Annotated in this window: 19 protein-coding genes; 9 read left to right on the top strand and 10 right to left on the bottom strand. The window is 60.2% G+C overall.

Annotated features, from left to right (window positions below; all coding sequences use genetic code 11):
* The first annotated feature begins 28 nt into the window (after positions 1 to 28).
* Complete coding sequence (locus ACIK7D_RS17805; protein ID WP_400156974.1) at positions 29 to 1,954, top strand: helix-turn-helix domain-containing protein; 1,926 nt, start codon at positions 29 to 31, stop codon at positions 1,952 to 1,954.
* Here ACIK7D_RS17805 and ACIK7D_RS17800 read toward each other — a convergent pair.
* From ACIK7D_RS17800 to ACIK7D_RS17760, 9 genes are all read right to left on the bottom strand, one after another.
* Entirely contained in the window at positions 1,947 to 2,678 is a 732-nt protein-coding gene (locus tag ACIK7D_RS17800; protein ID WP_400156973.1) for an ABC transporter ATP-binding protein, read from the bottom strand. The two genes, ACIK7D_RS17805 and ACIK7D_RS17800, sit on opposite strands and share 8 nt — an antisense overlap.
* Entirely contained in the window at positions 2,675 to 3,544 is an 870-nt protein-coding gene (locus tag ACIK7D_RS17795) for an ABC transporter permease (RefSeq protein WP_127757520.1), read from the bottom strand. Before ACIK7D_RS17795 ends, ACIK7D_RS17800 begins: the two co-directional genes overlap by 4 nt.
* Positions 3,541 to 4,536 carry an aliphatic sulfonate ABC transporter substrate-binding protein gene (locus ACIK7D_RS17790; RefSeq protein ID WP_127757521.1) on the bottom strand — a complete coding sequence of 332 codons (996 nt, stop codon included), beginning with the start codon at positions 4,534 to 4,536 and terminating at the stop codon, positions 3,541 to 3,543. The genes ACIK7D_RS17795 and ACIK7D_RS17790 overlap by 4 nt, the downstream gene beginning before the upstream one ends.
* Before the next feature lie 153 nt (positions 4,537 to 4,689).
* Complete coding sequence (locus ACIK7D_RS17785; RefSeq protein WP_400156972.1) at positions 4,690 to 6,015, bottom strand: LLM class flavin-dependent oxidoreductase; 1,326 nt, start codon at positions 6,013 to 6,015, stop codon at positions 4,690 to 4,692.
* 417 nt (positions 6,016 to 6,432) lie between these two features.
* Positions 6,433 to 7,554, bottom strand: a complete 1,122-nt coding sequence (locus ACIK7D_RS17780) for a sn-glycerol-3-phosphate import ATP-binding protein UgpC (RefSeq protein ID WP_080820846.1) — start codon at positions 7,552 to 7,554, stop codon at positions 6,433 to 6,435.
* A 33-nt stretch (positions 7,555 to 7,587) separates the two neighbouring features.
* The gene (locus ACIK7D_RS17775; protein ID WP_400156971.1) at positions 7,588 to 8,472 is read right to left on the bottom strand and encodes an ABC transporter permease subunit; all 885 of its coding nucleotides are present in this window, start codon (positions 8,470 to 8,472) and stop codon (positions 7,588 to 7,590) included.
* A gap of 7 nt (positions 8,473 to 8,479) precedes the next feature.
* Positions 8,480 to 9,370, bottom strand: coding sequence for a carbohydrate ABC transporter permease (locus ACIK7D_RS17770; protein WP_004432873.1), 891 nt, complete (start codon positions 9,368 to 9,370; stop codon positions 8,480 to 8,482).
* An 82-nt stretch (positions 9,371 to 9,452) separates the two neighbouring features.
* Positions 9,453 to 10,796 carry an extracellular solute-binding protein gene (locus ACIK7D_RS17765; protein ID WP_400156970.1) on the bottom strand — a complete coding sequence of 448 codons (1,344 nt, stop codon included), beginning with the start codon at positions 10,794 to 10,796 and terminating at the stop codon, positions 9,453 to 9,455.
* A 260-nt stretch (positions 10,797 to 11,056) separates the two neighbouring features.
* Complete coding sequence (locus ACIK7D_RS17760) at positions 11,057 to 11,530, bottom strand: VOC family protein (protein WP_400156969.1); 474 nt, start codon at positions 11,528 to 11,530, stop codon at positions 11,057 to 11,059.
* A 274-nt stretch (positions 11,531 to 11,804) separates the two neighbouring features.
* On the opposite strand from ACIK7D_RS17760, the gene ACIK7D_RS17755 reads away from it, so the two are divergent.
* The 3 genes from ACIK7D_RS17755 to ACIK7D_RS17745 all read left to right on the top strand — a co-directional run bounded on the left by ACIK7D_RS17755 (position 11,805) and on the right by ACIK7D_RS17745 (position 15,394).
* On the top strand, positions 11,805 to 13,589 hold the full coding sequence (locus ACIK7D_RS17755; RefSeq protein WP_400156968.1) for a methyl-accepting chemotaxis protein: 1,785 nt from the start codon (positions 11,805 to 11,807) through the stop codon (positions 13,587 to 13,589).
* A gap of 325 nt (positions 13,590 to 13,914) precedes the next feature.
* Entirely contained in the window at positions 13,915 to 14,808 is an 894-nt protein-coding gene (locus tag ACIK7D_RS17750) for a transglycosylase SLT domain-containing protein (protein ID WP_400156967.1), read from the top strand.
* 172 nt (positions 14,809 to 14,980) lie between these two features.
* On the top strand, positions 14,981 to 15,394 hold the full coding sequence (locus ACIK7D_RS17745) for a hypothetical protein (RefSeq protein WP_400156966.1): 414 nt from the start codon (positions 14,981 to 14,983) through the stop codon (positions 15,392 to 15,394).
* A gap of 36 nt (positions 15,395 to 15,430) precedes the next feature.
* Here the strand turns inward: ACIK7D_RS17745 and ACIK7D_RS17740 are convergent, their stop codons facing one another.
* Entirely contained in the window at positions 15,431 to 16,333 is a 903-nt protein-coding gene (locus tag ACIK7D_RS17740) for a hypothetical protein (RefSeq protein WP_080820853.1), read from the bottom strand.
* 190 nt (positions 16,334 to 16,523) lie between these two features.
* Between ACIK7D_RS17740 and ACIK7D_RS17735 the strand changes: the two genes are divergently transcribed.
* From ACIK7D_RS17735 to ACIK7D_RS17715, 5 genes are all read left to right on the top strand, one after another.
* Positions 16,524 to 17,504 (top strand): 3'-5' exonuclease, encoded by a 981-nt coding sequence (locus ACIK7D_RS17735; RefSeq protein ID WP_400156965.1) that lies wholly within the window; start codon positions 16,524 to 16,526, stop codon positions 17,502 to 17,504.
* A 181-nt stretch (positions 17,505 to 17,685) separates the two neighbouring features.
* Entirely contained in the window at positions 17,686 to 18,771 is a 1,086-nt protein-coding gene (locus ACIK7D_RS17730) for an ABC transporter ATP-binding protein (protein ID WP_400156964.1), read from the top strand.
* A 30-nt stretch (positions 18,772 to 18,801) separates the two neighbouring features.
* Positions 18,802 to 20,091 (top strand): PotD/PotF family extracellular solute-binding protein, encoded by a 1,290-nt coding sequence (locus ACIK7D_RS17725; RefSeq protein ID WP_400156963.1) that lies wholly within the window; start codon positions 18,802 to 18,804, stop codon positions 20,089 to 20,091.
* 69 nt (positions 20,092 to 20,160) lie between these two features.
* Positions 20,161 to 21,072, top strand: coding sequence for an ABC transporter permease (locus tag ACIK7D_RS17720; RefSeq protein WP_400156962.1), 912 nt, complete (start codon positions 20,161 to 20,163; stop codon positions 21,070 to 21,072).
* 4 nt (positions 21,073 to 21,076) lie between these two features.
* Positions 21,077 to 21,895: an ABC transporter permease gene (locus ACIK7D_RS17715; RefSeq protein WP_004432890.1), complete on the top strand. Its 819-nt coding sequence runs from the start codon at positions 21,077 to 21,079 to the stop codon at positions 21,893 to 21,895.
* The last annotated feature ends 11 nt before the right edge of the window (positions 21,896 to 21,906 follow it).

Genomic DNA, 21,906 nt, shown 5'->3' with positions numbered 1-21,906 from the left:
ATGTGCATTAACACAGGAGGCTTTGCGCTTGAAAATCGATCTCCATGCGCATCCCATCCTGCGTGAATTGGTGCAATCGCAGGCGGTTCAGCTCAGAACCATCGATGCCGACGACCGGGAATTGTCGGGCAGAATCTCCCATATCGTTGAAATAAAAGAAGGAAATCGGCATCTTTCGGTCGATCATTCTTATTATACCGCCAAGCGGACGGAGTTTGAGATCTGCGACCGTGACGGCGAGAAGGTCGTGGGCCGAATTCTTCAGGCTGTACACGAAGGGGTTATCGGCCTTCAGGCGAGAACCTTCGAAATGCTGGCTTCGGTGAATTCCGCGGTCATCAATTCGCTGGATGAAAAGGAGATCGTGCATAATGTCCTTCGCGAAGTGATGAACGTGCTGCCCCATTGCGATGCCGGGGTCTTTCGCCTGTTCGACGAGGAGAGCGGTTTTCTCATTCCCGTCTCGCATGAGGGATTGCCCGACGACTATACCCATTATCGCGTCCAACCGAACGAGTCCGTTTCGGGCGAGGTTTTCGCCACCGGTCGGCCGGCCATTCACAATGGCAGGCAGAACATCATCGCCGCCCACCGCGTCATGCGTCCAGAAAGCCAGTCTTTCATGGAGCGGTCGGAGATTGCGAATGCCCTGCTCTGTGTTCCCGTCATGGCGGAGGGCAAACGTCTGGGCACATTGACGACGCTGTGTTTTTCCAGCGACGGCGCTTTTTCGGTCTTCGACAGGACTGTTCTGGAATCGCTGGCGACGCAGATCGCGGTCGCCTATCAACGTTCGCTCGCCTATCAAAACGCCGTCGCCACCTCGCGGCGGCTGGAGCAGATGCGCAGCGACCTTGCCCGCAAGAATGCCGAACTGGACCGTGCCGTCGCATTGCATGAGGCGCTGTTGCGCATCTTCGCGGCGGGCAGCGGCTTGACGGAGCAGCTTCATGCCGTTGCCGGACTGTTTCGCGTCGATTTCCGCTTCGAGAATGTACTTGGTCTCGACTATCGCTCCGCCGGCTGGACGGAAGACGGTGAAACGCTACGGCAGACGGTGGAAGTTGCGGAGGCCCCTGTCGGCCAGTTTCATTTCAGGGCCTCGGGCGATGCCGGTTTCCACCAGGTGCTTTTCGGCACATTGGCGACATTCGTGGCGCTGGATTTCGTGCACGACATGTCGCGGATGGATGTGCTGAATGCCCGCACGAAAGCGCATTTCGAGGCGCTGGCCGCCGGCGTCGATTCCGATGGCCGTCGCGGCCATCAGGGCTTTCGGCTTGATCGTTACCATCAGGTGTTTGTGGCGCGGGGGCCGACGCGCGATGTTTCGGCCAATCCGCAGCTATCCCTCTACAAGTCCCAATCCGATTTGCAGCAGGCAATGACGGCGTCGAATTCCCTCATCTTTCACGAGGACGAGCAGATCGTCATGCTGGTTTCCGCCTCCACCGCCGCAGCGCTCGAGCGAAACCTGCGGGCGGTTGCCGAGATTGCCGGCAAAGATGCCATCTGCATCGGCACGAGCGAGATCTACGATGCGAACGAAGGCCATCTTGCCGCGCGCGATCTGGCTGCGCAGGCAAGCGAGGCTTTGCTGCGACGCGGCCAATCGGGGCTTTTGCGCCACCGCGACATGGGGGTGGAGCTGTTGCTGGAGGGCAGGGCGAGGCAGGATGTTCTTGAATTCACGCGGCAGATTCTCGCACCACTGCTGCGCGATCCCAAACATCGCACCCTGCATGAAACGCTTTCGCGTTACATTCAGGAGGGGAAGTCCGTCGCCCGCACGGCGCAGGCGCTGAACATTCATTCCAACACGCTTTATCAGCGGCTGCAGCGGGTGGAGACGCTGACCGGCCGCAGGCTTGCCGATGCGGCCGATTTTACACTGCTCAGCCTCGCCTGCCAGCTTCACGCCGATTACTCGGGTGAAATCTCAGCCGTCAGATGACGTGGGCATTGTGCAGGGCGGTCAGTACCTCGTTCTTGAGGCTTGCGAGCTGTGGCGCCCTCCGGTCGCGCGGGCGCGGCACGTCCACTTCTATTCGCTGCTGGATACGGCCGTCATGGGCGCCCATCATGTAAATCCGGTCGCCGAGATAGAGCGCTTCGTCGATATCGTGGGTGACGAGCAGGAAGGAGATGCCGCGCTGTTCGACGAGCTTCAGCACCAGATCCTGCAACTTCATCCGCGTGAAAGCATCGACCGCGCTGAAGGGTTCATCGAGAAGCAGAATGCGCGGCTCGGTGTAGAGCGCCCTTGCGATTGCCACACGTTGCGCCATGCCGCCCGAAAGGGCTTTCGGCAGCGCCCCGCCATGGCCGCTTAAACCGACATCGTCGATCAGCCTTTCCACCCGCCCGACATCATATTTCCTCCCGGCCGCATAACCGATGTTTTCGGCAACCGTCAGCCAGGGCATCAGGCGGGGTTCCTGAAAGACGAAGGCGATGGGCGGTGAGTTGGATGTCTGCTCCTCGTCCTGCTGAACCCTGACCGCGCCTGAAAAACGTCGGTCGAGGCCGGCGGCGATGCGCAGCAATGTGCTCTTGCCGCAGCCGCTGGGGCCGAGAAGAACCGCCGCTTCGCCATCGCCCAGCGTGAGCTGGATATCCTGAAGGATCACCGTGTCGCCGAAAGCCTTTTCGCGCACATCGACATTGAGCAAACTCATCGCAGGCGTCCTTCCTGCTGAAGCGGATAGGTGTCGCGCCAGCGCAGGCAGCGGTCTTCGACGATCTTGAAGAGGCTGTCGGAAATCTTGCCCAGTACCGCAAGGCAGATGATGGCGATCATGACGAGATCGGGCCGGGAAAGCTCCCGCCCGTCGGACAGCATGTAGCCGATACCTTCCGAGGCGGCCAGAAGCTCGGCCGCAACGACGCTCAGCCAGGCGAGTGACAGCCCGTAACGCAGGCCCGTGAAGAGATGCGGCAACGAGGCGGGAATGAAAATCCGCCACACCAGCACGGGCAGCGGCTGGCGATACATCTCGCCCACCTCCACCAGCTTGCGGTCGACATTTCGGATGCCGGAAAAGAGGTTGAGATAGACCGGGAAAAACGCGCTTTTGGCGATCAGCACGATTTTCGAGGTTTCGCCGATGCCGAACCAGATCATCAGCAGCGGCACCCATGCAAGGCTCGGGACCGCCCGCAGCGCCTGAAACGTCGGCTCGAGATAACGTTCGGCGGCAATCACCAGACCGACGAGCGAACCGACGACGATGGCGAGCAGGGAGCCGATGACGAAGCCGACGAAGACGCGCGCGGTACTGGCCGCAACATTCGTCCACAGGGGACCTTCCGCAAGCCGCAGGAACGTATCGTAAAGTTCGGAAGGCGGCGGCAGCACATAGGGGCTGACCCAGCCGAGGCGGACGAAAAGCTCAAGCAGCAGCAGCGACCCGACGGGCACGATTGCGCCGCGCAGGTCGAAACGGCCAAGGAAATTCCCCACCCTCTGCACAAGCGGCAATCGGGAAGGGAATTGTCCCGCAGTCTGTTTCACGCGCTGGAATTCGCGCGGATGGGAATTCATGCGCCAAGCGCCTTTTTCGCCGGTGCCGGGTCGCTCAGGGAGGAGAGGACATTGTCGACATTGACGCCGGGGCGCAGGACGTCGTCACCCAGAAGCGGCGTGACGATGCGGATCGAGTTCAGCAATTCCTCACCCGGAACGGGATTATTCCAGTCGCGCTTCTCGATTGTCAGCCTGGTGATCTTGGGATCGTTGCCGGTGACCTGCGTGACGAAATCGATGAATTCGCCCTTGTTTTCACGAATCCACTTCTGCGTCTGCACCCAGACGCCGAGAAGTCTGTCGACCGCTTTCGGGTACTTCGCCAGAAACTCCTCGGAGACGCTGAAGACGCTGCCGTCGCGCCAGCTGCGCTCGTCGAAAATCGCGCGGTCGCCGGCAAGCTCGGCCTGGGATGTATGTGGATCGATGCCGACCCAGGCATCCACCTGACCCTGCTGAAGCGCGTTGAACCCTTCCGGATGCTGCAGGTTCACGACCTTCAGGTCGTCGATGGACAGCTTGTTCTGGTCAAGCGCGCGGACGAGGGTGAAATAGGGCGCGGTGCCCTTGGTGACCGCAATGGTCTTGCCCTTGAGATCGGCGACGGTTTTGATGGGCGAATCCGGGCGCACCTGAATGATGGAAGAACCGCCCCAGCTCGCCACATAGATCACCTTCAGCGGCACGCCATTGGCGCGGGCGAGAAAGGCGGAAAGGGCGGCCGAGCCGGCAAAATCCGTCGAACCGACCTTCAGGAATTCGAGCGAATTGTTGCTGCCGCGGGATTGCACCCAGGTGATCTTCGTGCCGACATCCTTGAAAGCCTCCTCAAGCCAGCCCTTGTTCTTTATCAGCAGCGTATGGGAGGAGTAAAATCCCCAGTCCAGCTTCAGCTCGGCAGGAAATTCCGGGGAACTCTGGGCCAGCGCCTTGCCCGTGGCAAGCGGTGCGGCAAGAGCGCCGGCAATGCCGAATTTGAGGATCTGGCGGCGGGAATGTTCAGTCTTCATATTAATTCACCTAATTTATGTATTTTATGTATTTAAAGGGTATGGGCGGGTGTTTTTAAGGTCAATCCGCCCTTCTGGAACCTCATGCCAAACTTTGCGAGCCGCGTGGAAAATCTCCCTACCGGGAGCGCAATCGGCGCGACGGCGCTTTATTCAGGTGAAAAAACGATTGGCCGGTCGTTGCAGGCCGAGATGGTCGCGCAATGTCGGCCCCTCATAGTCCTTGCGGAATAGCCCGCGCCTTTGCAGTTCCGGCACCACCTGCGTCGTGAAGTCGTCGAGGCCGGCCGGCAGGAAAGGGAAGGTGACGTTGAAACCATCCGAACCCTCCTCATGGAGCCATTGCTCCATCTCGTCGGCGATGGTCTTTGGTGTGCCGACGAAGGCAAGACCTGCATAACCGCCCAGCCGCTGGGCAAGCTGGCGCACCGTCAGGCCCTCGCTTCGGGCAAGCTCGATCACCCTTTCACGGCTGGATTTGCTGGCGTTCGTTTCCGGAATATCAGGCAGGGGACCATCGGGGTCGAAGCCGGAAACATCGTGGCCGAGCGCAATCGAGAGCGAGGCGATTGCGCTGTCATAATGGACGAGACTGTCGAGCCGGGCGCGTTTGGCCTTCGCCTCCTCCACGCTGTCGCCGACGAGAACGAAAGCGCCCGGCAGGATGACAATTCCGTCGCGCGAACGGCCAGCGGCGACGGTCCTGTCCTTGACGTCCTTATAAAAAGCCTTGCCCGCCGCAAGCGTGGGTGTTGCGGCAAAAACAACCTCAGCCGTCTCGGCGGCAAGCTGGCGTCCCGGCTCGGAAGCTCCGGCCTGCACGATGACGGGCCAACCCTGCACCGGGCGCGCGATATTGAGCGGTCCGCGCACGGAAAATTCAGGTCCCTTGTGGTCCAGCACATGCATCTTTTCGGGATCGAAGAACAGCCCGCTTTCGACATCCCGGATAAAGGCATCGTCGGAAAAGGAATCCCAGAGGCCGGTGACGACATCGTAAAATTCCCGTGCGCGACCATAGCGCTCGGCATGATCCGGCTGTTCCTCGCGGCCGAAGTTCCGGGCTGCGTCTGGATTTGACGTGGTGACGATGTTCCAGCCGGCGCGACCGCTGCTGAGGTGATCGAGCGAGGCGAAACGCCGGGCGACGTGATAGGGCTCATCGAAAGTGGTGGAGGCGGTGGCGACCAGCCCGATGCGGGAGGTGACGGCGGCGAGCGCCGAAAGCAAAGTGAAGGGCTCGAAGGAGGTGACGGTGTGGCTGCGGCGCAGCGCCTCCGTGGGCATGTTCAGCACCGCCAGATGATCGGCCATGAAGAAGGCATCGAACTTCGCAGCCTCGAGCTGCTGTGCGAAGCGCGCCAGATGGGCGAAATTGAAATTCGCATCCGGAAAGGCGCCCGGATAACGCCATGCACCGGTGTGGAGACTGACGGGCCGCATGAAGGCGCCGAGATGCAGTTTGCGATCATTTGCCATTGGGCTTCACTTTCATCGATGTTTTGGCTTGCGCGGCGCGTTGCGGAGGGCTTCAGCCGCAGGCAGGCCTTTGCTCGTCGCGACGATATCCCCGCCGGGGGATTGGCGCGGCAAAGACTATTCCGATTATGATTTCCGAACCGAAAGATTTTTGCTGAAATTCTGCATCTGGCGATGATCCCGTGGCGGCAGCCGCTCGGTCATCTTTGAAGTGCAACGGCGGAGTGGCCGCGGCAAGACAGTTGATGGCGGATGCTTCGCTGTCAAGCCTCCATAAGAAAGTATATAAAATTCAATATATTAAATATGTTTTCTGATGTGATTTGTCAGACTTAATCAATTATCCGGCACCATCGCTTCCGGAGCCGGTGCGGTTGGACTATATCCGAAACCGCACCGGAGGCATCCTACGCGGGCCTAAACCGCCAGCAGTTTCTCGTTGCCGATACGGGTGGTTTCGACGGCGCCCTCGGTTTCGATCCGCTTGCCGGTGGCCGGATCGAAGAAATGAAGGTGGGCGGCGGGGAGATCGAGGTGGATGCGCTGGCCGGGTTTTACCGAAAGGTCCTCACCGATGGCGGCCGAGAAGGTCTCGCCGGCGATATCGGCATGCACGATGCGGCCCGATCCGAGTTCCTCGACGAAATCCACGACTGCGGGCACGCCGGCGCCATCCGTGCTGACCACGCACTGTTCCGGGCGGATGCCAACCGTCACATCGCGGCCGCGCAGTTCCAACGCGGTTTCGGGGAAGAGTTTCACCGGGGTTCCGGCGAGCATAACGGCAGGTGACTCTACCTCCACCCTTGTCGTGAACAGGTTCATGGCGGGCGAGCCGATGAAGGAGGCCACGAAGGTGCTGGCCGGACGATGATAAATATCCAGCGGATGCCCGACCTGCTCGACATTGCCCCTGTTCATAACCACCAGCCGGTCGGCCAGCGTCATGGCCTCCACCTGATCGTGGGTGACGAAGATGGAGGTGGCGGAGAGGCGCTGGTGCAGCTTGCGGATTTCCGCGCGCATGGTCACGCGCAGCTTGGCGTCGAGGTTGGAGAGCGGTTCGTCGAAAAGAAACACGGCAGGTTCGCGGATGATGGCGCGGGCCATGGCGACGCGCTGGCGCTGGCCGCCGGAAAGGGCCGCGGGCTTGCGCTCCAGATAATCGGAAAGGCCGACGATCTTTGCGGTTTCCTCGATGCGGCGCTGGCGTTCGGCCTTGGGAACGCCTGCCACCTTCAGCGCATAGCCGATATTGCCGGCCACCGACATATGCGGGTAAAGCGCATAGTTCTGGAACACCATCGCGCAGCCGCGCTCGCGCGGTTCCAGTGTGTTGACCACCCGTCCGCCAATGGCGATCTCTCCGGAGGTGATGTCCTCCAGACCGGCGATCATGCGCAGAAGCGTGGATTTGCCACAGCCCGACGGGCCGAGGATGACGACGAATTCGCCGGAGTCGAATGTGAGGTCCACGCCGTGCAGGGTGGGCGTCTTGCCATAGGATTTGCGGACCTGACGGATATCGATCTGAGCCATGATGGGAAAACCTTGTTGTTGAAAGCCGCGCTGTCACTTGTCGGACGAGACGAGGCCGCGGACGAACCAGCGTTGCAGGAAGGCCACGACGAGAAGCGGCGGCAGGATGATGATGAGGGAACCGGCCAGCGTGACGTTCCAGTCCGGCGTGCCGTCATCGGCGGGCAAAAGCGCGCGCAGCGACATCATCACTGTCTTGTAGGACGGGTCGGTGACCATCAGCAGCGGCCACAGATACTGGTTCCAGGCATAAACGAACATGATGGTGGTGAGCGCCAGCATGTTGGTGCGCGACAGCGGCAGCAGCATGTCCACGAAGAAACGCGCCGCGCCCGAACCGTCCATGCGCGCGGCCTCCGCCAGCTCGTCCGGGATCGTCATGAAGAACTGCCGGTAGAGAAAGGTGCCGGTGGCGGTGGCGATCAGCGGCAGGGTGAGGCCGGCATAGGAGTTCAGCAGGTTCCATTCCAGCGTGACCTCGATGCCGAACAGGCCGAGGATGGAGCGGAACGGCTGGAAAAGATCGGCTGCGACCGAATAGGTCGGCACCACGCGCACTTCGAGCGGCAGCATCAGGGTGATGAACACCGTCCAGAAGAACAGGTGTCTGAGCGGCGAGCGGAAGAACACGATGGCGAAGGCGGTGAAAGCCGAAAGCGCCACCTTGCCGATGGTCACCAGCGTCGCCATGATCACGCTGTTGAGGAGGGCGTTGCCGAGATTGGCGCGTTGCCAGGCGGCCTGCGCATTGGTGAGGAATTCGCCCTGCGGCATGAAGTTGAAGGGGACGCTGTTGACCTGCTGGACCGACTGGCTGGCGCCGGAAATGACGACGATGAAGGGACCGATGAGCAGGAAGAAGCCGGCCACCATGATCGCATAGGTCAGGGCGTCGGCATAGGGTGTGCGCTGGATCATCGCCGCCTCACTTGTAATGGACTTGCCGCTCGACGAAGCGGAACTGGATGAAGGTGAAGACCATGATGAGCCCGATGAGGACGAGGCTCTGCGCCGAGGCGCCGGAATAGTTCAGCCCCTCGAAGGCCTCGCTGACGATGCGGTAGACCATCACTTCGGTGGCGTGGTTGGGGCCGCCCTCGGTGGTGGAGGCGACGATGCCGAACGTGTCCGCGCCGACGAAACCCTCGGTCATCATGATGACGGTCAGGAAGAACAGGGTCGGCGCCAGCAGCGGCACCTGAATGTCGATGGCGCGGCGAATGGGCCCGGAACCGTCCATGGCGGCGGCCTCCGTCAGCGAACGCGGCACGGATTGCAGGCCGGCGAACAGGAAGATGAAGGTGTAGCCCGCCCATTTCCAGATGAAGATGACGATGACGAGGATGAGCGCGTGCTCGCCGTATTTGGCCGGGTTCCAGATATCGGGCCACCAGGAATTCAGCGATGCGGCGATGCCGCGTTCCGGCGACAGGATGAAGCGGAAGGCCATGCCGGCGGCGGGACCGGCAATCGCATAGGGCAGGATATAAAGCACCCGGAAAAAGCCGGAACCGGGAAGCTGGCGATCGACCGCAAGGGCGAGCACGAGGCCGATGAGGATCGCGAAAAACGGCCCGGCGATCGCAAAGATCAGACTGGTGAGGATCGACTGCCAATAAAGCGGATCGCCGAAGGTTTCGATGAAATTGGCTAAACCGACGAATTCCGCCTGGCCGCCGAAGGGCGGCTCCAGCGTGAATGCCCAGTTCAGCACCGCCGCAACCGGCCAATAGAAGAACAGAAGGATAAGCAGGAACTGCGGCAGGGCGAAGAGCACAGGCAGCCATGTGCTTTTGAAGACGGTACGCTTTTCCATTGGAGTCCGGCAGGGTTCGAGATTTCGGCGGGCCTGTCCGAACGGCTGTCCGGACAGGCCTTTGACGGCGATGGAAGCGCGCTTAGTTCAGCTTGGCGCCTTCATAGGTCTTTTCGAAGCGGCGCAGGCCGGTGTTGGCGCGCTCGACGGCCTTGTCGAGTTCGGCCTGAATATCGGCGTTCTGCATGAAGATGGCTTCGAGCGAGGTGGCGACTTCCTTGCGGATCTGCGTGAAACCGCCGAGGCGAATGCCGCGGGTATATTCGGAAGGCGGCGTAAACGTCAGGCTCTCGATGGCCTTTTCGCGGCCCTTATAGGGGGCCTTGTCGTAAAAACCATTGGCCTTCATGGCGTCGAAGCCGGTCTTGGTGACGGGGATGTAGCCGGTGACGGTCGACCACCACTCAACCATGTCAGGCTGGGCGATGAAGTTCAGGAATGCGGCAGCGCCCTTGTATTCAGCTTCCGGACGGCCGGCGAGAACCCACAGCGAAGCGCCGCCCACCAGCGAGTTGTGACGCTCGGTGCCCTTCCAGATCGGCAGCATGGTGACGTCCCACTTCACACCTTCCGGCATGGACTTGCCGACGGTGCCGTGGTTGGCGATGGAAGTCATGAACATCTGGCAGGTCTGCGAGGTGAAGGCCGGCAGGATATCCATGCCGAGCTGCTTGGTCTTGACGACGAACAGCTTCTCGTCCTGCATCTTCTTGAAGAATTTCACCTGGTCGACGAACTTGGTCTTGTTGATCGCAAGTTCCGCGTCGAGACCCTGATAACCGTTGGCCTTGGTGGCGATCGGCTGGTTGTGGATGGCGGAGAACTGCTCCATCAGCATCCATGTGTCGAAGTTGAAGGCGAGCGGGCATTCGAAGCCGGCGGCTTTCAGTTTCTTCGAAGCTTCTTCGACCTGTTCCCAGGTGTCGGGCTTGAAGGTGATGCCGGCTTTTTCGAAAGCGTCGACATTGTAATAGAACATCGCGGTCGAAGAATTATAGGGGAAGGAGTTCAGCTCGCCCGAAGCCGTGGCATAATAATTGGCGATGCCGGGGAAATAATTGTTCCAGTCGATCTTGTAGCCATTGTCAGCCATCAGCTTCTTGGCGGGAACGAAAGCCTTGGACAGCATCATGTCCAGCGTGCCGGCGTCATAAATCTGGGTGATGGCGGGCTGCTTCTTGGCGCGATAGGCGGCAATGGTGTTCTGCAGGGTGGATTCGTAATCGTTCTGCGAGGTGCAGACGATCTCGAATTCGGCCTGGGAGTCGTTGAACTTCTTGCAGGTTTCCTGAACGCGGTCGCCGAGATCGCCGGAAAGACCGTACCAGAATTCGAACTTGGTCTTTTCTGCCTGGGCAGCCGTGGCGCCGAAGGCGGCGGCGATGGCGACGCCGGCCACGAAGGAAGTCAGAGCGGAAGATTTCATGAGTTGAGCCCCGTTGATGGAATGATGGCCTGCTCGGCAAGGACCTCATGTCCCCGGCACGTAGCCACGGGCTCTGCTAACAGCCGTCTTTGACGGATGGCTTACAGTTTGTTGAACGTTTTATGATGACTGGCCGCGCAGCCCATTCTGCGCGGCGAAAAAAGTGCGACAAATGCGGAAAATCGGAATTTGATCTTGTTTATCAAGTGCTTACTGTTTCCGACTTGCGTTGCTACTTGCTGCTGAACAGCTTTCGCCAGTCAACCGCGACGTGCAGCCTCGATGGCGGCAACGTCGATTTTCTTCATGCCCATCATCGCGTCGAAGGCGCGTTTGGCCTCCGCGCCGCCGGCGGCCATGGCTTCCATCAGCACGCGCGGCGTGATCTGCCAGGAGACGCCCCATTTGTCCTTGCACCAGCCGCAGGCGCTTTCTTCGCCGCCATTGCCGACGATGGCGTTCCAGTAACGGTCGGTTTCTTCCTGGTCTTCGGTCGATATCTGGAACGAGAAAGCCTCGCTCTGCTTGAAGACCGGCCCGCCATTGAGGCCGATGCAGGAAACGCCTGCCACGGTGAACTGCACCGTCAGCACATCTCCCTTCTTGCCGGAGGGATAGTCGCTCGGCGCGTGGTGAACGCCGGTTACCGCGCTATCTGGAAAGGTTTCGGCATAAAATCTGGCCGCAGCCTCGGCATCCTTGTCGTACCAGATACAGATCGTGTTCTTTTTCATTAGTGTGTTCCTCCCAAATTGAAATCGTCGTCGTGCCGACGCGGAAATTCGCCGGCCATTGCCGGTTCCCCATTCGGTATAGAATGCGACCATGCGCCGAACGTTCCCAAAAAAGCGGCAGCGCGGGAACACCGGCAGGCAACACATTGCCACGCTATCTGCAACTTCAGATGACGAACATCAACTTTATCCTTAAATATTATTTAATAATGTAATCATAATATTCACGAATGATTTTGAATAGAAATCATCCCTTTTCATCGGAGAAACGCGCGTGAGTATTCTTGATCGTGGTGCCAATGCTTTCGCGGTTCTCGCCGCGCTTTCCAAATCCCAGGCCATCATTGAATTCGACCTTTCGGGCAAGATTCTCACCGCCAATGAGAATTTCTGTCGGGCGCTCGGTTATGAGCTTTCGGAAATCGTCGGCCGGCACCACAGCATGTTCGTGGAACCCGCGGTCGTGTCCTCGCAGGATTACAAGGGCTTCTGGTCCAAGCTTTCGGCCGGCCAGTTCGATCAGCGGCAATATAAGCGTATCGGCAAGGGCGGCCGGGAAGTCTGGATCGAGGCGTCCTACAATCCGGTGTTTCGTCGCGGCAAGCCGGTGAAGGTGGTCAAGATCGCCACCGATATTACCGACCGCAAGCTGAAGGCGGCGGAAGATGCGGGCAAGATCGATGCGCTCTCGCGGGCGCAGGCCATTATCGAATTCTCCCCGAACGGCGAGGTTTTGACGGCAAACGAGAATTTTCTGGCGGCGCTCGGTTATTCGCTGGCGGAGGTGCAGGGCAGGCACCATTCCATGTTCTGCGAACCGGCCTATACGCAGTCGCCGCAATATAAGCAGTTCTGGGAAAGGCTGGCCGGCGGCGATCTCGTGGCGGACGAGTTCATGCGGCTTGGCAAGGGCGGCCGCAAGGTCTTCATTCAGGCGTCCTATAACCCGATCTTCGACCTCAACGGCAAGGTGTTCAAGGTCGTCAAATTCGCGACCGACGTGACCGGCCGCGTCGAAAACGTCGAAAAGCTGGCGCAGTGCCTCACCGATCTGGCCGAGGGCGATCTTGCCCAGAGCATCGACAAACCCTTCATCCCCTCGCTTGAAAGATTGCGCACGGATTTCAACGCGGCTTCGGAAAAGCTGAAAAGGGCCATGACGCTGGTGTCTGAAAATGCCGGCGCCATTTCGTCCGGTTCCAACGAGATCAGGTCCGCTGCCGACGATCTCGCCAGACGCACGGAGCAGCAGGCTGCCTCGATCGAGGAAACGGCAGCCGCGCTCGAAGAAATCACCACTGCCGTCAACGATTCAAGCCGCCGCGCCGAAGAGGCCGGCAAGATCGTCGCCCGTGCCCGCGACCATGCGGAACATTCTGGCCAGGTGGTGCGCGATGCGATCGGCGCCATGGACCAGATCGAAAAATCATCGCGCGAGATTTCCAACATTATCGGCGTGATCGACGAAATCGCCTTCCAGACCAATCTTCTGGCATTGAATGCAGGCGTGGAAGCCGCCCGCGCGGGTGAAGCGGGCAAGGGTTTTGCCGTGGTTGCGCAGGAGGTTCGCGAACTCGCGCAGCGTTCCGCAACGGCCGCCAAGGAAATCAAGAGCCTGATCAATGCCTCCGGCGCGCAGGTGGAAAACGGCGTCGGCCTCGTCACCAGGGCGGGTTCGGCCCTGCAGGAAATCGCCGAGCAGGTGCGGGATATCAACACCAATGTCGTTGCGATTGTCGATGCGGCGCGCGAACAGTCCACGGCGCTCGCGGAAATCAATCAGGCGGTCAACACCGTCGATCAGGGCACCCAGCAGAACGCCGCCATGGTCGAGGAGCAGACCGCCGCAAGCCACAGCCTTGCGCGGGAAGCGGCGGCCCTGTTCGAACTTCTGGGGCAATTCCGGTTCGAGGACACCCCGCGCTCCTCCGCCTCCGCGCGCAGCGGCTTCGAGCAGCAATCCGCGCCGGTGAGCTCGCATCGCAGCGCATCCCGCCCGCTTGCGGCGCGCGGTTCCGCTGCGGTTGCCGTCAAGCATGAGGAGTGGCAGGACTTCTAGAGTGAGGCCGCAGCAAGCCGAGCCAATCACGCCGACGTCATCCTCGGGCCTGTCCCGAGGATCTGCAACGTATTGATTTTATTCGACGTGATTAGATCCTCGGCACAGGGCCGAGGATGACGTCGAGAGAATATTGGCCCTCCATTACTGACTGAAAAGGGGCTGCCCGCCGTCCGCGCCCCATCCGATGGCGCCAGTCCATTCGATGTTCGATACGTGATGACAAGCCGGAAAGCTGGGCATATCTTCCGGATTGGCCGATAATCGGCACATCGCGTCTGGAATTTTCGGGGACTTTCGCTTGGCAGGGATATCGACAAGCCGCATGGCTCTTGCCCTGTGTCTGCTGACCGCAGCCTTCGGTGAGGCGCAAGCCGAAGAGCCCGCAGGGGAAAAAGCCGCCTGCGCCTATACCCATGATGTTGCGCCGGACCTGTGCATCAACGCCGACAGTTACAATAACGATCTTTGCCATGCCATCGAGGTTCTCGCCGCCCGCCATGCCATTCCGCCGGATTATTTCGCCCGGCTGATCTGGCGGGAAAGCCTGTTCCGGCCCAATGCGGTCAGTCCGAAGGGGGCGGAGGGCATTGCCCAGTTCATGCCGGGAACGGCGCGGTTGCGCGGTCTCGAAGACAGTTTCAACATCATCGCCGCGCTTGAGGCTTCTTCCCGATATCTCTCCGAATTGAACGTGCAGTTCGGCAATTTCGGCCTTGCCGCCGCAGCTTACAATGCGGGGGAGGCGGGCTTGCGGAACTTCATCGCCAACGGTCGCCTGCCGACAGAAACCCGCGATTATGTGTTCGCGATCACCGGTTATCCGGTGGAGACATGGAAGGACAATCCGCCGGAAAAGGCGGCGCCGGCGCTGGATGACAACCGTTCCTTCCTCGATGCCTGCGTGCGTCTCGCCGACACCCGCACCATGAACGATCCCGTTCTCATTGCATCGGCGGACTGGGCGCCCTGGGGCGTGCAGCTTGCGGCGCATTATAATCCGGCCGTGGCGAACCGGCTTTTCACCCGGGCGGTCCTGCAGCTTTCGGAACCGCTGAATGCCGAGCGGGCTTTGATCGTGCGGCAGCGGGGCGGGAATTTCGGTTCGCGGCCGCGTTATGCCGCCCGCATCGGCCGGGAAACCAGAGCCGAAGCCAATGCGCTTTGTGGCGATATCCGACGGGCTGGCGTTCCCTGCACTGTGTTCCGCAACAGGTAAAAAAGGCGCGCGCCGAACCGGTAAATCGTCCTTTCGCGACAGGTCTGATCATAACAAGTTGATCGGCTTTGCGGCCGTTCCATCTTTCCGTGCAAAATGATCGTGCCTAGATTTGCCCCGGATGCCGACCGAGAACCGGGGCCGGCGAGGTTTTGTAGGGAATGATCTGGAAATGAGATGGCTTGAAAGAGGATGTCTGGCGGCCGTGCTGGCCGTCGTTGCGGCGTGCACCAGTGCCGGCGAGACGGAGATTTCCCGCACTGTCGCAGGTTTCGTGGGGCAACCGCGTGAGGCCGCAATCGCCCGACTCGGCCGCCCGAACAAGGTCATCATCGAAAACGGCGAAACCGAATCCTACTGGCTGAAAGTAGACAGGGAGATTTATGCCGGCCTCAGCAACAGGCGCGAAGTCAAGACCGTCGACGGGCAGGCGCAGGTCTCGGAAACCGAGGGCATGAAGATCAAGGAACATCGCCGCGACTGCATCGTCAAGATAACGGCGGATGCCGCCTCCATCGTCAGGACGAGCGAGATCATCGGCAATCCGGCCAATTGCGAAAACCTTCTCGACCGGCAGGCCTCCTGAGGAATCGCTGTCGCGGCCGTTCCGCTTGCCGAAGCCTCAAAGCTCCATCTTGATGGTCAGCATATATTCGGTGCCCTTCGCCCGGTCACGCGTGCGGGAGACTTCAAGCGTGACCTTGTCCAGCTTGTGCCCAAGGGTTTCCTTGATCGTTCCTCCCGGCGTATCCTCGCGCCGGAACGAGGTGTCGCCGTAACCGACGCCAATTTTGCGGGTAATGGCGTTTTCCGTGTAGGTTCTTCCGAACATGGCGGAAGCCTGGCCGCTGCGCACCGTCGTTTCGAAGCCGCGGGATTCGATGTCGCGATAGGCCGAGGCGGCAATCGAATTGTCCGAGCTGCTATAGCTGCCGCCGGCGCTTATTCTGGCGAGGCGATGGCCGTCATGTTCCAGGGAAAAATTGCCGTCGGCCGAAGGTCCGAACCGGCCGCCGTTCATGGCGTCCTTATAGGTGAAGCGGAAGCGGCCGCTGCGTGCGTCCACCTGATAATTATAGGAGGCGTCGCCGCTGCGGATCTGGATGCCCGGCGCCGGTTCGCTGCCGAGAATCGGCGAAACCTTGTCCGCGAACTGGAACAGGGGTTTGGTGACCTCTTCGAATTCCGACTTCGACAATGGCAGCGGTTTGCCATCCGGGTCGAACTTCCCGACCGCCAGGCACGGGCGCTGGTTGATGATGCTCTTCAGGGCAAAGACCGTGCAATTGTCGCTTGTCGTGCCGGCAATCGCGGCGTGGACGGAATTGCGCAGGGTGTAACTGCCGCAGCAGGAAAAGGCTTCGTTGTCGAGGCTCGCATCGCGCGTATAGCCGGTAAAGACAATGCCGCTCGCCCCGTTGGTAAGGCCTGCATTGGCGAAATGCGGCCCGCTTTGCAGCGGAAACAGCTTCAGCCGGCTCTGGTCAGCGAGCGTTTTCGGGTTGGAAGGCGATGGAAGCGGCATTCTTCTTCTCTCCTGAACACGGGAACGGTGCGCTTTTTTTACCATCGTAAATTGAAGCCGCAACCCTTAACTGTACCCCGTGAGTTATGCCGTTTCTGTGGATGAGAGCGACCGCTGTTGTTACTGTGAGCCTGTGCGCATATGTTGGAATACTCAATCTTGATTTCCGGGCACGGCGGACAGGCGCATAATGACCTCCCAGTTGGATTTTTTCGCACCCGCGGCAGCGCGGCTTCCGCAGGCTGAAAGAGGGCGAAAAGCGGGTGGTCGCGAAACGGCCCAAAAGACCGGTACGGACGATGAGGCCCTTGCCGCCTATCTTCAATCCACCGGCAATTATCGTGTCCTGCGCCGGCTGCAGCCACGCGCGGTCGTTGATCGGCCAAGGCCGGAATTTTCCCGCCAGGGTGTGATCCTCGATACGGAAACGACGGGCCTCGACCATCGCACGAACGAGATCATCGAAATCGGCGTCATCACCTTCACGTTCGATGATAACGGCACAATCGGCGATGTCACCGGCATCTATGGCGGGTTGCGGCAGCCGGGTATCGCCATTCCCGAAGAAATCACCCGCCTGACCGGGATCACCGACGAGATGGTCGCGGGACAGTCGATAGACATGGATCGGCTGACCTCCCTTATCGTCCATGCCGATCTGATCATCGCCCACAATGCCGGTTTCGACCGTCCCTTTTGTGAGGCCTTCTCGCCGATCTTCAGGGACAAGGCGTGGGCCTGCTCCGTTTCGGAAATAGACTGGCGCGCGCGTGGTTTCGAGGGCAACAAGCTCGGTTATCTGATCGGGCAATCCGGCTATTTTCACGATGGCCATCGCGCGGTGGACGATTGTTTCGCCCTGCTGGAAGTGCTGGAGCAGACGCGCCCCTGCCAGAGCAGCACGCCCTTTGCCGAACTCCATGACGCGAGCCGGCGCTCAAGGGTGCGCCTCTATGCGGAAAACAGCCCGTTCGATATGAAGGATCACCTGAAAAAGCGGGGCTATCGCTGGTCGGACGGTTCCGATGGCCGGCCGAAATCCTGGTGGGTGGAACTGCCGGAGGAAAAGCTCGAAGAGGAACTGCATTTCCTGCGGACCGAAATCTACCGCTGGGACGCCGATCCCACCGTCAAATATCTCACCGCTTTCGACCGGTTCAAGGCCGGGTGAAGCGCGGGGCATTTCGGGTTTCGGATTGCATACAATTTCTACAATGAATCGAAAACAATCGCTGTAAAATTGGGCAGGTCCGCACACGGGTTTCCGGAGCGCAGAAAAATATCATTTTACATCAATAGCTAAGCCGGTTGGCACGCCTCCTGCATGACAAAGACGTCGCAGGAGAGTGTTTATGAGCAAAGCCGCAGCAATCGACATCGCGTCCGTATCCAAGATTTACGGCAACACCACCGCCGTGCATGCGATAAGCCTGAAGATTCCGGCCGGGAGTTATTGCTGCCTGCTCGGCCCGTCGGGCTGCGGCAAGACCTCGACATTGCGGATGATTGCCGGCCACGAAAGCATCTCCAGCGGCGATGTTCGGCTGGGCAATACAGTCGTCACCGATCTGCCGCCCGCCCGGCGCGGCACGGCGATGATGTTCCAGTCCTACGCGCTGTTTCCGCACCTCGATCTCGTCGACAATGTCGCCTTCAGCCTCAAGATGAAGGGCGTGGACAAAGAAACCCGCCGGGCGAAGGCGCTCGAAATGTTGCGGCTGATGCAGCTCGAACCCTATGCCAGCCGCCGTCCGGCCCAGCTTTCCGGCGGCCAGCAGCAGCGCGTGGCGCTGGCGCGTGCGCTGATTACCGATCCCGAGGCGCTGCTGCTGGACGAGCCGCTTTCAGCGCTCGATCCGTTCCTCAAGATCCGCATGCGCGCAGAATTGAAGAAGCTGCAGACCTCGCTCGGCATCACCTTCGTCCACGTCACCCACAGCCAGGAAGAGGCCATGGCGCTGGCCGATATCATCGTCGTCATGAATGACGGGCGCATCGAACAGGCAGCCACCCCGCGTGAGGTGTTCGAGCGTCCCGCCACCGCCTTCGTTGCCCGCTTCATGGGCGACCACAATGTCATTTCCGGGCGTTTACGGGAAAAAACGGACGATCTCGTCACGCTCGAAGTGGCGGGCGGCGGCACTTTCACCGCAAGCGGCGTCGCCCCGGATGACGGCGCAGTCGATATCGCCGTGCGCACCGACCGGGTGCGCGTCGGTGAGGCGCAGCAGCCGAGCCTCGGTTTCACCGGCATCGTCTCGAATGTCGAATATCGCGGCGCAAGCGTGAAGATCGCCGTGACCGGCGCGGGCATCGAGGATTTCAACGTCATCCTCAGCGATGCCGCCTTCTTCGAAAATCCGGTCAGGACCGGAGACGCCATACCGCTTTCATGGAATGCGGCCGATGCCATCGTGCTCGGCCGGGTAGAGAAGTGACCCCAAAAATAACCAGAGGAGAACTTTGAAATGACCGATACCACCAGCAGCAAAAAGGGCCTGTCCCGCCGCGGCCTCCTGAAGGCGGGCGCTGCCGCCACGGGTGCGGCGATCGGCTCCGGCCTCATCACCGGCTTCCCGACCATCTGGGCGCAGAACCCGATCACCATCCGCCAGTTCGGCACGGGTGTATCGAACCTCAACGCCATTGCCGAAAAGTGCAAGGCCGATCTCGGCATCACGCTCGAAATGACGGCGACGGATTCGGATGCCGCCGCCCAGCGCGCCGTCACCCAGCCGAATTCCTACGATATCGCCGACATCGAATACTGGATCCTGAAGAAGGTCTATCCGGCCGGCGTCATCCAGCCGATGGAAATCAAGAAGCTGAAATATTACGACAAGATCGTGCCGCTGTTCAAAAACGGCAAGCTGAAGCCGGACAGCGTCGTGGCGCAGGGCACGGCCCCGCACACGGTCGGTTTCGTCGAAAAGCCCGGCGACAAGAAGTTCGCCAAGGGCGAGACCGATTATTTCACCATGGTTCCGACCATCTACAATGCCGATACGCTCGGCATCCGCCCCGATCTCGTCGGCCGCGACATCACCAGCTGGGCCGATATCATGGACCCGAAGTTCAAGGGCAAGACCTCCATTCTCAACATCCCCTCCATCGGCATCATGGATGCGGCGATGATCATGGAAGCCGTGGGCAACATCAAATATGCCGACAAGGGCAACATGACCAAGGAGGAGATCGACAAGACCATCGACTTCCTCATCAAGGCCAAGAAGGACGGCCAGTTCCGCGCTTTCTGGAAGAGCTTCGACGAAAGCGTCAATCTCATGGCCTCGGGCGAAGTCATCATCCAGTCCATGTGGTCGCCCGCCGTCGCGGCGGTCCGTTCCAAGGGCATCGCCTGCAAATACCAGCCGCTGAAGGAAGGTTATCGCTCCTGGGGCGGCGGTCTCGGGCTTGCCAAGCACCTTTCGGGCGCGAAGCTCGATGCGGCCTATGAATATATCAACTGGTACACCTCGGGCTGGGTCGGCGCTTACCTCAACCGTCAGGGCTATTATTCCGCCGCCATGGAAACGGCCAAGGAGCACATGAGCGCCGACGAGTGGGGCTACTGGGTCGAAGGCAAGCCGGCGCAGGGCGACATCATCGCGCCTGACGGCAAGGTCATGGAAAAGGCCGGCGCGGTGCGCGATGGCGGCTCCTTCGAGGAACGCATGGGCAAGGTCGCGTGCTGGAACTCCGTCATGGACGAAGACCGCTACATGGTCCGCCGCTGGAACGAATTCATCGCGGCCTGATGCCCTGAAAAGACGGCGCCGGCGGTCAATGCCGCCGGTGCCTGCCCATAAACAGCGAAAGGCTTCATGATGGTGACGGTCAGACTCATCGGCGTCAGCGACAAAAAGGACAGGCCGCCCCGCAGCTTCGCGCTGCCGCAAAAGCTCGTGTCCTATGTTCAGGCCGCACCGCTTTTGCTGATCCTCGGCTTTTTCCTGGCTCTGCCGATCTTCATGATCGCCGTCGTCAGCTTCTGGGATTACGATTTCGCCCAGATGTATCCGGATTTCGTGACGTTCAACTATCTGGAAACGCTCGGCTCCTGGGTCACATGGCAGACCTATCTCAACACCCTGAAATATGCCGCCATGGTCTGGGCGATCACGCTGTTCTGCGGTTTCTGGGTCGCCTATTTCCTTGCCTTCCACATTCGCACCACCACCATGCAGATGGTGCTCTTTCTCGTCTGCACCGTGCCCTTCCTGACGTCGAACATCATTCGCATGATTTCCTGGATTCCGGTGCTTGGGCGAAACGGCCTCGTCAACAGCGCCCTGGTCGGCACCGGCATCATTCCTGAACCGATCGAATGGCTGCTTTATTCGGATTTCGCCGTGGTGCTGGCCATGGTGCATCTTTATACGCTGTTCATGGTCACGCCGATCTTCAACACGCTGATGCGCATCGACAAATCGCTGATCGAGGCGGCGCGTGACGCCGGCGCGACGGGCTGGCAGACGCTCGGCAACGTCATCATTCCGCTTGCCAAGCCCGGCATGGCGATTGGCAGCATCTTCGTCGTCACGCTGGTCATGGCCGATTTCTCCACCGTTCAGGTCATGTCCGGCGGCCAGAGCGCCTCGGTGGCGCTGATGATGAAGAACCAGATGTCGCTGCTGCAATATCCGGCCGCCGCTGCGAACGCCGTCATCCTGCTCATCCTCGTTCTTCTGATGGTCGCGGGCATCCTGCGCATCGTCGATATCCGCAAGGAGCTTTGATCCCATGCATCAGGAAAAACGCGGCCGCGAATTCTATATCCTCGCCTTCTTTTTCGCCCTCTTCGTGCTGTTCCTCTACGGTCCGCTGTCGGCCATCCTCATCCTCGCCTTTCAGGGGCCGAATGGCGGCCTGACTTTCCCGCTGAACGGCGTTTCGCTGCACTGGTTCGGCAATCTCTTCGAACAGCAGGCCGTCGGCGATTTCGGCGGCTCCTTCCGCCGCTCCTTCGCTCTTGGCCTGATGGTCATGGCCGTCACCGTGCTTGTCTCGCTGCTGGCGGGCCTTGCCTTCCGGCGCAAATTCATCGGTGCGACGCCGTTGTTCTATCTGTCGGTCGCAAGCCTCGTGGTGCCGTCGATCATCATTTCGCTCGGCATCGGCGTTCTGTTCCAGCAGCTCGGGCTGGAGCCGTCATGGTATACGTCCGCCTTCGGCGCGCATCTCACCTGGACGCTGCCTTTCGGCGTGCTCATCATGCTGGCCGTCTTCAACCGGTTTTCGCCGTCCTATGAGGAAGCGGCCCGCGATCTCGGGGCATCCTCCTGGCAGACCTTCGCCCATGTGGTGCTGCCGATGATCGCGCCGAGCCTGATCGGCGTCGGCCTTTTCGGCTTCACGCTTTCTTATGACGAGTTCGCCCGCACATTGATGACGTCAGGCACCTACAACACGCTGCCGCTGGAAATCTACGGCATGACCACCAATGTCACGACGCCGGTGCTTTATGCGCTCGGTGCTGTTACAACCCTGTTTTCCTTCCTGGTGATCGCGGCCACGCTCGGCCTGATCGTCACGCTCAATCGCCGCCATTCGCGCGGATAAAGAAACGTAAA

Source organism: Agrobacterium sp. P15N1-A, assembly GCF_044626815.1.
In the GTDB taxonomy this organism is placed as follows: Bacteria; Pseudomonadota; Alphaproteobacteria; order Rhizobiales; family Rhizobiaceae; genus Agrobacterium; species Agrobacterium leguminum.
Note: the sequence above shows the minus strand (reverse complement) of the source record. Positions and strands in the feature narration are given on the sequence as shown.